This window comes from Metasolibacillus fluoroglycofenilyticus, from assembly GCF_003049645.1.
In the GTDB taxonomy this organism is placed as follows: Bacteria; Bacillota; Bacilli; order Bacillales_A; family Planococcaceae; genus Metasolibacillus; species Metasolibacillus fluoroglycofenilyticus.
The window spans coordinates 79,871-93,270 of sequence record NZ_PYWK01000002.1; the positions used below are offsets into that span (position 1 = coordinate 79,871).

15 protein-coding genes and 1 riboswitch are annotated in these 13,400 nt (G+C 38.6%); of the genes, 2 read left to right on the forward strand and 13 right to left on the reverse strand.

What is annotated here, in order from left to right; all coding sequences use genetic code 11:
• Positions 1 to 14 precede the first annotated feature (14 nt).
• From sufU to sufC, 4 genes are read right to left on the reverse strand one after another with little or no spacing between them, the layout of a single operon-like run.
• The gene (gene sufU / locus C9J36_RS10950; RefSeq protein WP_066166598.1) at positions 15 to 455 is read right to left on the reverse strand and encodes a Fe-S cluster assembly sulfur transfer protein SufU; all 441 of its coding nucleotides are present in this window, start codon (positions 453 to 455) and stop codon (positions 15 to 17) included.
• Positions 445 to 1,674 (reverse strand): cysteine desulfurase, encoded by a 1,230-nt coding sequence (locus C9J36_RS10955; RefSeq protein WP_066166601.1) that lies wholly within the window; start codon positions 1,672 to 1,674, stop codon positions 445 to 447. The genes sufU and C9J36_RS10955 overlap by 11 nt, the downstream gene beginning before the upstream one ends.
• Positions 1,674 to 2,981 carry a Fe-S cluster assembly protein SufD gene (sufD, locus tag C9J36_RS10960; RefSeq protein WP_066166603.1) on the reverse strand — a complete coding sequence of 436 codons (1,308 nt, stop codon included), beginning with the start codon at positions 2,979 to 2,981 and terminating at the stop codon, positions 1,674 to 1,676. Before sufD ends, C9J36_RS10955 begins: the two co-directional genes overlap by 1 nt.
• Before the next feature lie 19 nt (positions 2,982 to 3,000).
• The gene (sufC, locus tag C9J36_RS10965; RefSeq protein WP_107943146.1) at positions 3,001 to 3,780 is read right to left on the reverse strand and encodes a Fe-S cluster assembly ATPase SufC; all 780 of its coding nucleotides are present in this window, start codon (positions 3,778 to 3,780) and stop codon (positions 3,001 to 3,003) included.
• 296 nt (positions 3,781 to 4,076) lie between these two features.
• Between sufC and gltC the strand changes: the two genes are divergently transcribed.
• Complete coding sequence (gene gltC / locus C9J36_RS10970) at positions 4,077 to 4,979, forward strand: glutamate biosynthesis transcriptional regulator GltC (protein ID WP_107943147.1); 903 nt, start codon at positions 4,077 to 4,079, stop codon at positions 4,977 to 4,979.
• Between the two features lie 248 nt (positions 4,980 to 5,227).
• Here the strand turns inward: gltC and C9J36_RS10975 are convergent, their stop codons facing one another.
• The 7 genes from C9J36_RS10975 to C9J36_RS11005 form a co-directional block, all read right to left on the reverse strand.
• A complete protein-coding gene (locus C9J36_RS10975) occupies positions 5,228 to 6,103 on the reverse strand; it encodes a MetQ/NlpA family ABC transporter substrate-binding protein (protein ID WP_107943148.1) in 876 nt (291 codons plus the stop codon).
• 58 nt (positions 6,104 to 6,161) lie between these two features.
• Positions 6,162 to 6,830 (reverse strand): methionine ABC transporter permease, encoded by a 669-nt coding sequence (locus C9J36_RS10980; protein ID WP_107943149.1) that lies wholly within the window; start codon positions 6,828 to 6,830, stop codon positions 6,162 to 6,164.
• Entirely contained in the window at positions 6,823 to 7,848 is a 1,026-nt protein-coding gene (locus tag C9J36_RS10985) for a methionine ABC transporter ATP-binding protein (RefSeq protein WP_107943150.1), read from the reverse strand. Before C9J36_RS10985 ends, C9J36_RS10980 begins: the two co-directional genes overlap by 8 nt.
• Before the next feature lie 507 nt (positions 7,849 to 8,355).
• Positions 8,356 to 8,461, reverse strand: a riboswitch (SAM riboswitch).
• A gap of 59 nt (positions 8,462 to 8,520) precedes the next feature.
• A complete protein-coding gene (locus tag C9J36_RS10990; protein ID WP_107943151.1) occupies positions 8,521 to 8,826 on the reverse strand; it encodes a thioredoxin family protein in 306 nt (101 codons plus the stop codon).
• 10 nt (positions 8,827 to 8,836) lie between these two features.
• Positions 8,837 to 9,154 carry a toprim domain-containing protein gene (locus C9J36_RS10995; RefSeq protein ID WP_066166625.1) on the reverse strand — a complete coding sequence of 106 codons (318 nt, stop codon included), beginning with the start codon at positions 9,152 to 9,154 and terminating at the stop codon, positions 8,837 to 8,839.
• A 65-nt stretch (positions 9,155 to 9,219) separates the two neighbouring features.
• Complete coding sequence (gene gcvH, locus C9J36_RS11000; protein WP_066166629.1) at positions 9,220 to 9,600, reverse strand: glycine cleavage system protein GcvH; 381 nt, start codon at positions 9,598 to 9,600, stop codon at positions 9,220 to 9,222.
• Between the two features lie 77 nt (positions 9,601 to 9,677).
• On the reverse strand, positions 9,678 to 10,034 hold the full coding sequence (locus tag C9J36_RS11005) for an arsenate reductase family protein (protein WP_066166631.1): 357 nt from the start codon (positions 10,032 to 10,034) through the stop codon (positions 9,678 to 9,680).
• 125 nt (positions 10,035 to 10,159) lie between these two features.
• Here C9J36_RS11005 and C9J36_RS11010 point away from each other — a divergent pair, with 125 nt between their 5' ends.
• On the forward strand, positions 10,160 to 10,609 hold the full coding sequence (locus C9J36_RS11010) for an AraC family transcriptional regulator (RefSeq protein WP_066166634.1): 450 nt from the start codon (positions 10,160 to 10,162) through the stop codon (positions 10,607 to 10,609).
• Positions 10,610 to 10,649: 40 nt separating this feature from the next.
• On the opposite strand, the gene C9J36_RS11015 is transcribed toward C9J36_RS11010, so the two are convergent.
• Together C9J36_RS11015 and C9J36_RS11020 are read right to left on the reverse strand one after the other, a co-directional pair.
• Positions 10,650 to 11,543: a phosphotransferase gene (locus C9J36_RS11015; protein ID WP_107943152.1), complete on the reverse strand. Its 894-nt coding sequence runs from the start codon at positions 11,541 to 11,543 to the stop codon at positions 10,650 to 10,652.
• 67 nt (positions 11,544 to 11,610) lie between these two features.
• Positions 11,611 to 13,383 carry an acyl-CoA dehydrogenase family protein gene (locus tag C9J36_RS11020; RefSeq protein ID WP_066166640.1) on the reverse strand — a complete coding sequence of 591 codons (1,773 nt, stop codon included), beginning with the start codon at positions 13,381 to 13,383 and terminating at the stop codon, positions 11,611 to 11,613.
• Positions 13,384 to 13,400 lie beyond the last annotated feature (17 nt).

Here is a 13,400-nt window from a genome sequence, read left to right on the forward strand (position 1 = left end):
TCCGTTCAGTCTAATTATTGTGCTTCGCTTTTCACGCCTTTTTCCATTGCCTTCCAAGCTAATGTCGCACATTTAATGCGGGCTGGGAATTGTGATACGCCTTGTAACGCTTCTACATCACCTAAATCGTATTTATCTAGGTCGTATTCCTCGCCAAGCATCATTTTCGAGAAAATATCTGCTAGCTCTAACGCTTCTTCAAGTTTTTTCCCTTTGATGATTTGTGTCATCATCGATGCAGAAGACATTGAAATCGAGCAGCCTTCGCCGTCAAATTTCGCATCTTCTACAATACCGTCAGTCAATTTTAATGTTAAATGAATACGGTCACCACATGTAGGGTTGTTCATATCAATTGTGACGTTATTTTCTTCCAAAATTCCCTTGTTACGAGGGTTTTTATAATGTTCCATAATAACAGAACGATATAGTTGGTCTAAATTATTAAAAGACATCGTTGAAATACTCCTTCGCTCTGCGCAGTCCTGCAACTAAACGGTCAATATCTGCTTCATCATTGTATAGATAGAAGCTTGCGCGCGCTGTTGCAGTAACTTGAAGCCATTTCATTAACGGTTGAGCACAATGGTGGCCAGCTCTTACTGCGATTCCATTCATATCTAATACTGTCGCAACATCATGTGGATGTACATCATCTAAATTAAATGTAACAAGTCCGCAACGTTGCATTGGGTCGCGAGGGCCAAAAATTTGTAAGCCTTCGATTTTCTCTAGCTCATCCATTGCATAGGCTGCTAATTTATGCTCATGTGCAGTGATATTGTCTAAGCCAATCTCATTTAAAAAGTCAATTGCTGCACCTAAACCAATTGCGCCTGCAATGATTGGTGTACCACCTTCAAATTTCCACGGTAGCTCTTTCCATGTTGAATCATAAAGACCTACGAAATCAATCATTTCGCCGCCAAATTCAATCGGCTCCATCTTGTCTAAAAGCGCCTCTTTCCCATATAGTACACCAATACCTGTTGGTGCACACATTTTATGCCCGGAAAACGTTAAAAAATCACAATCTAATTCTTGCACATCCACATTCACATGCGGTGCCGCCTGCGCTGCGTCAACGACCATAATCGCTCCATTTTCATGTGCAATTTTAGCAATGTCCTTAATTGGATTAATCGTCCCTAAAACATTCGATACATACATCATCGCAACAATTTTCGTTTTGTTTGTAATTGTTGCACGTACTGCGTCTAAAGAAATAGTGCCATCCTCTTGTAAATCAATATATTTCAAAACAGCGCCCTTTTCTTTTGCAAGCTGCTGCCAAGGAATAATATTGGAATGATGCTCCATATACGTAATGACAATTTCATCACCTTCTTGAAGCGTTTGACGACCATAGCCTGCTGCAACTGTGTTTAAAGCTGTTGTCGTACCACGAGTAAAAATAACTTCCTTTGTAGAACGAGCATTAATAAATTGGCGTACTTTTTCACGTGCTCCTTCGTATGAATCTGTTGCACGGTTACCTAAAGTATGTACACCACGGTGAACATTGGAATTATCTAACTCATAATATTTTTTTACTGCTTCAATTACTTGAATAGGCTTTTGCGACGTTGCTGCACTATCGAGATAAACGAGCGGATGCCCGTTTATTTCTTGATTGAGTACAGGGAAATAATTTTTAATGTCTTTTATATTCATTATCGAACTTTCCTTTCGATAACCTCCGTCAGCTGCTTTTTAACGCCTTCAATTGGCAAGTTTGTAACAACTGGCGCAAGGAATCCGTGAATTACAAGACGCTCTGCCTCTGCTTTCGAAATGCCACGACTCATTAAGTAATAAAGCTGAATCGGGTCAACACGCCCAACAGATGCCGCGTGTCCTGCTGTTACATCGTCTTCATCAATTAAAAGAATTGGGTTGGCATCGCCACGTGCTTTGTCAGAAAGCATTAACACGCGAGATTCTTGCTCTGCATTTGCTTTTGTTGCACCATGTTCAATTTTACCGATACCATTGAAAATAGATTGTGCACCGTCTTTCATTACACCGTGCTTTAAAATTTGTCCATCAGAGTTTTTACCCCAATGACGTACTTCTGTTGTAAAGTTTTGCTTTTGTGTACCGCGACCTACAACGACTGTTTTCGTATCAGCAACCGAACCGTCACCAATTAGATGTGAAATATTTTCAGAAATTGTATCTGAATCATTCATTAAACCTAGTGCCCACTCGATTTTGCCATCACGTGCAACGTTAGCACGGCGATTTACATATGTTGTAAAGCCTTTTGCGAGAACATCTACAGCACCGAACACTACTTGCGCATTGTCTTTTACAACAACCTCAGCAATGATATTTGCTTGCCCTTTTGATTCCTCAATTGTTGATACATATGTTTCAACATACGTCACGCTTGAAGATTCTTCAGCTACAACTAATACGTGGTTGAATAATGAAGCTTCTGCATCATCGTTAACGAAAACAACTTGTAATGGCTCTTCTATGATAACGTTGCGTGGCACGTAAACGAATACGCCACCGTTCACAAGTGCTGCATGATAAGCCGCTAATTTATGCTCATCTACTTTAACAGCTGTTGTCATGAAATATTTTTGTACTAAGTCGCTATGCTCGCGAACTGCTGTTTGAATATCTGTGAAAATAACACCTTTTGCTTGAAGCTCTTCTGATACTTTAATGAATGCTGGTGTGTTATTACGTTGAATATAAAGGTTTTGCTGCCCCTCTACATCGATTAAAGCCGCTACCTCTGCAGATAAGCTATCTAATGATGTGTACGGTGCGCTTTCTACTGTATGTTTAGGAAATTCAGTGAAATTCCATTTTGTAATATTTGTTTTATCAGGCGTTGGTAATGCTAGTTCAGCCGCTTGTGCAAGTGCTGCCACACGGAAATCAGCAAACCAAGCTGGCTCATTATTGCTTTGTGAGAACGAGCGTACTTCTTCTGCTGATAACGCCAATTTTGTGTCAACCGTCATCTTGTTCGTCCTCCTCTACTTATAGATCTGCTTCTACAGTTTCTTCTTCAATACCTAATTCTTGCTTGATCCAGTCGTAACCTTCTGCTTCTAAGCGCTGAGCAAGCTCTGCACCACCAGATTTTACAACTTTACCTTGCATCATTACGTGCACATGGTCTGGTGTGATGTAGTTTAATAAACGTTGATAGTGCGTAATCATTAAGCAGCCGAAGCCTTCACCGCGCATCTCGTTGATTCCTTTTGATACAACTTTCAATGCGTCGATATCAAGACCTGAGTCGATTTCATCAAGAATAGCGATTGCTGGCTTAATCATCATTAATTGTAAAATTTCATTACGCTTTTTCTCACCACCAGAGAAGCCTTCGTTTAAATAACGTTGACCCATTTCCTCTGGCATTTCTAAAAATTCCATTGTTTTATCTAATTCACGGATAAATTTCATTAACGAAATTTCATCGCCCTCTTCACGACGCGCATTAATTGCTGAGCGTAAGAAGTCCGCGTTTGTCACACCAGCGATTTCCGATGGATACTGCATAGCAAGGAATAAACCAGCTTTCGCACGCTCGTCTACTTCCATTTCCAATACATCTTCCCCATCTAATAACACTTGACCTTGTGTTACTTCATATTTAGGATGCCCCATAATTGCAGATGCTAACGTTGACTTACCTGTACCGTTAGGCCCCATAATTGCGTGCACTTCGTTTGTGTTGATTGTTAGGTTTACACCTTTTAAAATCTCTTTTCCGTCGATTTCAACGTGAAGATCTTTAATTTCTAAAGTTGCCATTAAATTACCTCCATAATGTTCATTGCATGGGTATCCCATTGCATAATTATTGTCATGTACAATCTTAACTGAAAAGGAGTATCGTTGCAAATAGTTTAGAATAATTTTAATTAAATGATGTAAGAAAGTTTATTAAGAGCTTCTATACTATGCATAATTTCCTAAGAATAACTTGAAATGCTTATCAATTAGGAGATTTTCAATAAGAATGATTTAATTGAGAATGGATTTCAATTAAAAATTCAGAATTGTTTGAGTGCCTGGCACCCTGTATAATAAAAATAGAGGTGATTATATTGGAGCTACGTCAATTACGCTATTTTGTTGCAGTTGCGGAACGTGAACATATTTCAGAAGCGGCAGAACATTTACATGTTGCACAATCCGCTGTCAGCAGGCAAATAGCTAACTTGGAAGAAGAGCTAGGCACGCCGCTCTTCGAACGCATCGGTCGCAATGTCAAGCTCACACCTGTCGGGAAAATTTTCCTCGAACATAGCATTACGGCATTGGAGGCAATTGATTTCGCTACAAAACAAGTAGAGGAATATTTAGACCCGAAAAAAGGAGTCATTAAAGTTGGTTTCCCAACGAGCTTAGCGAGCTATGTATTACCGACTGTTATTTCAGCCTTTAAGCGCGAATATCCTGATGTGGCCTTTCAATTGCGCCAAGGCTCATATAAGTATTTAATTGAGGCTGTGAAAAATCGAGAGCTGAATTTGGCGCTGTTAGGCCCTATTCCACCAAAGGATGAATCGCTAAATGTGAATGTACTATTTAGTGAAAATATGTATGCCTTGCTTCCTCTATCACATCCATTAACTAAAAACGAAACAATCAATTTAATCGATTTGCGAAATGATGATTTTGTGATGTTTCCTGAAGGCTATATTTTACATAAGGTCGTAATGGACGCTTGTCGCTCTTTAGGTTTTGCACCAAATATTACCTCTGAGGGAGAGGATATGGATGCTTTAAAAGGCCTTGTAGCAGCTGGCATTGGTGTTACGCTATTGCCTGAAAGCTCGCTCTATGATTCCACACCACGCCTCACAGTAAAAATCCCTATTGCGATGCCTGTTATCCGCCGGACAGTAGGCGTCATTTATCCCACAACGCGAGATTTAGCCCCTTCCGAGCAAATTTTCTTGTCGTTTGTTAGCGACTTTTTCTCTCGTTTAACACAGTTTCAGTAATTTACTACGACGTGCTTTATTCGAAAAGCTTATGTTTGCGGTTAATCAGTGCAAAAAATAGTTCAGCAGCGCGCTACTCTTCGACTGAATTAAAGGGCATTGCCTGCCCAAAGAGTAATCCTCTTCACGGTTCGTTCATATATGTAAAACAAAGCCCGTACCATTTTACACAACATAAAGTGGTACGGGCTTTTTAGCTATAAGGGAGAACTCTCAAAATAGTTGTAAGCGATTTAGAAAGTTATCTATTATTTTTCAACTGGTACGACAGCGCCGTCCCATTCTTTTAAAATAAAGTCTTGAATTTCTTTCGATAATAATACTTCCACTAATTTTTGAATCGCCTCATTGTTTTCATCACCGCTACGTGTCGCAATGATATTCACATATGGCGAATCCGAGCTTTCGATAGCAATTGAATCATTAATCGGGCTAATCCCTGCATCTATTGCGAAGTTTGAGTTGATAACAACAACATCACCTTCACCATTGTTGTAATACGTTACTAACATTTCTGGTGCAGAGTTTGCATCGATATTTAAGTTTTTCGGATTATCAACAATATCCTCTAATCTAGCCTCTGATTTTACTACGCCTTCTTTTAGCGTAATTAAGCCTAAGCTTTCAAATAATGTTAAAATACGACCTTGCTCTGTAACAGAGTTGGAAATAATAACTGTTGCCCCATCAGGTAGCTCATCAAGTGATTTATATTTTTGTGAATAAACACCGATTGGCTCGATATGAATACCGCCTGCATTGGCAAAATCATAGCCCTTTTCTTTCATTTCATTCTCGAAATACGGAATCGTTTGGAAATAGTTTGCATCTAATTCACCGGAATCTAAATCTTGGTTTGGCATTACATATTCTTGATATGGGCGAACTTCAATTTCTACCCCTTGCTCAGCTAAAATTGGCTTTGCTTGCTCTAAAATAATATCGTGTAAGCCGTATGATGCACCGATAACTAATTTTGTCGGCTCGGCTGTTTCTGTAGTACCATTATCGCTTTCTGTGTTACTGCCTGTATTTGCTTCTTCATTACTGTCATCCTTTGCGCCACAAGCTGCTAGCACTAGCACAAGTGTTGATAATAATAAGACTGATAACCATTTTTTCATTCTTTTTCTTCCTCTCTTTTTTAACTTTCTATATGTCAACAAGTTACCTTGTAAAGACCTAACGCTTATCCACTTTTTTCGTCATCATATCGCCAATCCACTGAAAAACAAAAACGATAATGACAATTAATATTGTTGCCATTTGCGTCACATCACTGCGACTGCGTTGGAAGCCATCGATATAAGCTAATTGCCCTAAACCTCCTGCACCTATAATGCCCGCCATCGCTGTATAACCAACAAGCGCAACAGCTGTCACTGTAATACCCGAAATCAACGCGGGTAATGCTTCAGGAATAAGCACTTTAAAAATAATCGTCGATGTTCTTGCCCCCATCGAACGAGCTGCCTCGATTACCCCTTTATCAATTTCTCGTAGCGCAATAAGCACCATACGTGCATAAAATGGCGCTGCACCGACAATTAAAGCAGGCAGTGCTGCATTCGTTCCGCGAATCGTTCCAACGAGAAATAAAGTAAATGGAACTAATAAAATAATCAAAACGATAAACGGAATCGAACGGAAAATATTGACGATGGAGCCTGTTATAAAATGAACGATTTTATTCGCCCAAAGCTGATACGGACTCGTTAAAAATAGTAAAATACCAATCGCTAGCCCTAATATAAATGTAATTACTGTAGAAACAGCGGTCATATAAATTGTTTCATACGCTGCCTGCCACATTTTATCCCAATTGACGTTCGGAAATAATTGTTCAACCACGCTCAATCACCTCCGCTTGAATATTGTTTGTTGCTAGCAATTGCAGAGCACCTTCTATATTTTCCTGTGCCCCATCAATATGCACAATTAACGTACCGTAAGGACCATTTGCTGTATGCGATATAGCTCCGTGTACGATGTTTATCTCTACGTCGAATTGCTTTATTAACTGCGACATAATCGGCTCCTTTGTCGCTTGTCCAACAAATGTAATACGCACAATTTTCCCAGTTGGATAGTTTGCGATAATTTGCTCGATGGATTCCTTCGTTTCGCTCGAATCGGACACTTGTGATACGAAGTTTTTCGTAATCGTGGCCTGTGGGCTTTGAAACACCTCTAATACCTTGCCCTGCTCTACTACTTGTCCCGCTTCCATTACCGCAACGCGATGACAAATTTTGCGAATAACATGCATTTCATGTGTAATTAAGACGATTGTCAATCCAAGCTTTTTATTAATATCGAGGAGCAACTCTAAAATTGACTCTGTTGTTTCTGGATCGAGTGCTGAAGTTGCCTCATCACAAAGCAATACCTCAGGATTATTAGCTAATGCTCGTGCAATACCGACACGTTGCTTTTGCCCACCTGATAATTGTGAAGGATAGGCCTTTTCCCTTCCTTCCAAACCGACAAGCTTGATTAACTCTTGCACACGTATAGCTCGCTCACTTTTACGAATACCTGCAATTTCTAAAGGAAATGCAATATTCTCCTCCACTGTACGTGACCAAAGTAAATTAAAGTGTTGGAAAATCATACTAATTTTTTGGCGCGCTTGGCGAAGCTTAGTGCCAGAAATTTTCGCTATATCCTCGCCACTAACAATAACCTCACCTGCTGTCGGCTTTTCCAAACCATTTAACAGGCGAATAAGGGTACTTTTACCAGCGCCACTATAGCCGATAATACCGAATATTTCACCTTGCTGTATCGTTAAACTAACATCACGCACAGCAGTCAATTCGCCATTTTTCGTTTTATAAACCTTCGTTATATTAGTTAATTGAATCATCGTCATACTCCTTTAAGGGTGGGGCGTCTGAAAAGCGTGCAATACGCCGCTTTTTAGACGATTCAGTTGTATTTTAATCAATTACACCTTGGCATAATTGCGTCCAGATTTTTTCAAGCTCGCTTGAAAACTCCCCTTTAAAATCTGTGACATCCGCCGGAGGCGATGTTCTTAGACTGAGTTCCTATGATTCAGCAAGTGTTTGGATACCCGCTGAAATAGGTCTAATGCTTGCATCCATCTCGACACCTATAGAGGTGGAAGACTACTGCTGAAAGACATTAAAATTAATTACCATGTATAAAAAATAAGTAACTGATTTTGAAATTAATTAAGTGAAAAGCAAATTTTTCACTACATCCAAGATGAATTAAGCCTTTCAGACAACCCCGTTTTCATTCGTGTTTTGTTACCGTTTAGAAAGATAAGAAATTAAGAAAAAGCAAAAAGCCCTTCTACTTTGAACAAGCAGAAAGGCTTACATAACAAAACATATGTTGAACCGTTCTCTCATCTTTCAAAGTGTTATACTTTGCGTGACTTGGCACCTTTTCACATATGTGATGGTTGCCGGGCTTCATAGGGCACTTCCCTCCGCCGCTCTTTATAAGAGTACTTTATTTAATTTGTAGTTTTAGTATGAATGTACTTTATCATGATATAAAAAGGGAGTCAACTACTTTTTAATATTTCATATAAATTTAGTACGGATTGAAAGGCATAAATTTTTTCAAAAACACCTTCACCTCTTGAAATAACTAGGCAAGGGACACTTTCGACTTGCAATTCAACCGCTAGCTTTTCAGAATAATTTAGATTCATTTTTCCAATAGGCATAGTAGGCAATAGCTGTTCTACTACATTCATCATTTTAGATGCTACAGCGCAAGTTCCACAAATTGGTGTATATAAATATAGTGTAACTATATCGTTTTTCGTCAACTGTTGTTGCCATTGCTCAATTGTCCATTCTTCCATTCTCATTGTCCTACTTTGTTCGTATATTTACTTTTTTCAGGAGCGCAGCTAATACCGTTGCTGGTGTTTTTGCTACCTCTTTATACTGTGCAGGTATTTCAAGTTGCACCGCCTCTGAGTAAATGCGCCTCATTAGCTTGCGCATTTTTTGCCCCGATAAATCTGCATCAAAAAGCGTATAAAGACTAAGATACTCATATGGTGCTAAAAGTTCAAGTAAACTGTCTTCACTCATCGTTCCGTTTGTACATAAAATAATCGCCTCTTCAGCAAGTACTTGCTCAAGCTTTAATTTATCCGAACGCCCTTCCACAACCATACAAATCATCGAAACTTCTCCTTCCAATATGATAAAACACCAAAATCCAGCATGGACTTTGGTGTTTTTATGTTTTATTCTGCAGTCATTTCATCGTATTGCTCAGCAGTCATTAACTCATCTAATTCAGATGGGTTTGCTAGCTCAACAACTACCATCCATGCTTGTTCGTATGGAGATTCGTTTACGAATTCTGGGTTATCACCTAGCTCTTCGTTTACTTCTACCACTTTCCCCGATACTGGCGCATATAGCTCTGATACAGTTTTAACTGACTCAACGCTACCAAATGGCTCATTAATTTGTAATTCGTCGCCTACTTCTGGTAGTTCAACGAATACGATATCACCTAGTTCATTTTGTGCAAAATGCGTAATACCGATACGAACCTTACCATCTTCAAGTTTTACCCATTCGTGCTCTTTTGAATAACGTAATTCTGTTGGTGTGCTCATGAAAACCCCTCCAAATATGTAATACATTCAACTTCAGTTTGCCATATTTCTTGCTTAAAAACAAGTTACTATTCACGTTATTTCCACGATTCTAAGAAGTCAGACTCCTTGAAACCTAATGTCACTTTTTTGCCATCTGTTACAAGCGGTCGTTTAATCAGCATTCCATCAGATGCAAGCAATTCTAGCTGCTCTTCCTCCGTCATATCCTGTAGCTTATCCTTTAAACCAAGCTCCTTATACTTCATCCCAGACGTATTGAAAAATTTTTTTAATGGTAGCCCACTCGTCTCATAAATTGCTTGTAACTGCTCTTTTGTTGGCGTCTCCTCCACAATATGTATCGATTCATATGTTATATTATGATCGTCCAGCCATTTTTGTGCTTTTTTACATGTTGAGCATTTTGGATATTGAAAAATTGAAATTGTCATTTATCAGTCGCTCCTTTTCATTGCTTATTAAGCAATAATATCATAAATCATAGAAAATTCTTTTAAAAAGCGCTTGAAAAACATTTTATATCATATTACCTTACCTATGAAAGGTGGCTGAAAATATGAAAATAACCATTGAAGTATTACTTGAATCACGAATTGCCTATTTCCGAAATGTTGGCGAATATGGTGGAGAACAAAATCAAGCATTAATGGCATCTTGTAAAGAATGGGCAAAATTGAATAATGTTTTTGAGCATTCTACAATTTTAGGTATACCACAGGATAATCCAGCAGTTACTCCTAAAGAGGCATGTCGTTATGATGTTTGCGTTATTGTAAACGAAGACTTCCATGTGGCAGAACCCGCTCAGGTTGGGCAATTTTCAGGTGGGAAATACGCCGTTTTCTTACTTGACCATACTAAAGAAGCCGTTAGTGAATTTTGGGGCAATATTTTTTCTGAGATAGAAAAGAATAACTTGTTAATAAGAGAAACGCCAATTATTGAGAGGTATACTGCACAAATGATCGAGAACCATTTATGTGAAATACTAGTTCCTATTCAGTAACAAGAGAGTTAAATAAATGTTGTTAGGACAGACCTAATTGTTACTGGTCTTTCCTAACACACTCACAATTGCATAAAGCTTGCAACAATTTATCAAGCTGCTGTGCCTTATGATAAAAATAATCAATAGCTTGCTTCATTGCTTGTGCATCCTTTTGCACTAACATTAAAATTCCTTTCAAATACCACAGGCCAATAGTTCGGCTAAACATAGGAAAATCTATTTCTCTCTCATAAAGCGTAAAAAATTCCTCTATATAATTCTGTAATATTTCATCCTCTGGTAAATAAGACGTGAAAAGTGCGACTAAATCAAAATATTTTGTGCCTTGACGAGCTTCGCTAAAATCTATAAATAGTGCCTGCCCGTTTAATTGACATAAAACATTCCAGCGCCCTAAATCTCCATGAATCCAAACATCCTTCTGTTCATCTAATTGTATGAAACTGTCTATATTCGTGTTGAATGCTTGAAATATATATGGATAATATTGCTTTAAAAGCCGCTTATTTTGATTCCATAATCTCGCTAATAAAAAGCGATTTTCATTGATATAATCTGTCTGAAAATGCTGCATACTTTTTTGTAAACCTTGATAAGCTGTTAGTAGTTTAGATAATGATATCGGTTGTTGATGATTTTCTATATATAGCTGTACTTGATAGATGCTTTCTTCAATTTGGATAAAGGGCTTATTTGATGCGGTACGTAAAATTTCTGCTACAATTGCGGGTTCTGTCCTTCTAATATGTGTAAGTAAATCATATTCAAACTGTGCCTTTGAAGTTGATTTTATCGTTTTCACAATATATTTGTGCTGGGTTTCTGTCGTAATTAAATATGTTGTCGCAGATTGCCCCTTTGTTATTTTTTCGCTATGGATAATGGAATCAATCCCGTATTCCTCCATTAACTGGGCTAAAAAATCCATCATTATCGCCTCCTTTAGATTGAAAAAGCACCTGATTCATTTATAAAATCAGGTGCTTTTATAGTAAATATTAAACGATATACTTCTCTGCTTCAATTAACTTGTCAGCAGCTTCACGTTTTTTCGTAATTAAGTTATATGGATTGTTACGTGTTAATTTACGTAGTGCTGATAAAGTCATGCGGCCTGCGTCGCCTTCAACTGAAGCAAGTAGCGTGTCTTTTGCTTCTTTTTCAATTTCAGCAAATGCTTCTTGGCAGAAGATTTGCGTGTATAGCAGCTTTTGTGCAGCTTTTTCTGCACCGTCGCGCTCGATTGCTTTTTGTGTACGAATAACAGCCGATTCCATTGCATAAAGCTGGTTCGCAATGTTGGCAATGTTCACTAAAACTTCTTGCTCTGCTTCTAATTTTACACCGAAGCGTTGAGCTGCTGCGCCCGCTGCTAATACTGCGATTTTCTTCGCGTTTTTCACTAAGTATAACTCTTGCGCTAATGGCTCATCGCCTACTTCTTCAGGCATCATCATTAACAGCTCAGATTGTAGGTTTTGCGCTACTTGTAATAGCGGTAATTCACCTTTTAATGCTTTTTTCATAAATGTACCTGGTACAATCATGCGATTAATTTCATTTGTTCCTTCGAAAATACGGTTAATACGAGAGTCACGGTAAATGCGCTCCACTTCATATTCAGCCATAAAGCCATAGCCACCATGTAATTGAACCGCCTCATCCGCTACATAGTCTAATGTTTCAGAACCGAATACTTTAGCAATCGAGCACTCAATTGCGTACTCTGCCACAGCGCCAGCAATCGCTTTTCCATCCTTTTGCTCTTCAGCTGACAATTGGCTTAAGCGATCCTCGAAATAGCCTACTGTACGGTAGTTTAATGATTCAGATGCGTAAATATGAGAAGCCATTGTTGCAAGCTTTTCCTTTGTTAAGTTAAAGCTTGAAATTGGCGTATTAAATTGCTTACGTTGATTTGCATATTGCACAGCTAGCTCAAATGCACGCTTTGAGCCACCAACTGTACCTACACCTAATTTATAGCGACCGATATTTAAAATGTTGAAGGCGATAATATGACCACGTCCAACTTCACCTAATAAATTTTCTACTGGAACTTCTGCATCTTCTAAAATTAATGTACGTGTTGAAGAAGATTTAATCCCCATTTTCTTCTCCTCTGGGCCTACAGAAACGCCTGGATATGAGCGTTCTACGATGAATGCAGAGAATTTATCGCCATCAATTTTAGCATACACTACAAATACATCTGCAAAACCAGCGTTTGTAATCCATTGCTTTTCACCATTTAATACATAGTGTGTACCAGCAGCATTTAATTTTGCTGTTGTTTTTGCACCCAATGCATCAGAACCTGAGCCTGGCTCTGTTAATGCATAAGCCGCAATTAATTCACCTGAAGCAAGCTTTGGTAAGTATTTTGATTTTTGCTCATGGTTACCGAATAATACGATTGGTAATGAACCGATACCAACATGTGCACCATGTGTAATCGAGAAGCCACCTGCTACAGACATTTTTTCTGCGATTAATGCAGAAGAGATTTTATCCAATTCTAATCCTTCGTATTCTTCTGGTACGTCAGCTGCTAAAAGCCCTAGCTCCCCAGCTGTTTTAAGTAAACGAACAGAATGCTCGAACTCATGGTTTTCTAAATGTTCTACAACTGGTAGTACTTCGTTCGCTACATACTCCTCAGTTGTTTTCGCAATCATTTTTTGCTCATCAGTGAAATCCTCTGGTGTAATTACACGATTAATATCTACTTCTTCTACTAAAAAGCTTCCGCCTTTAATAATATTTGTCATAACAAATTCCCCCTTGA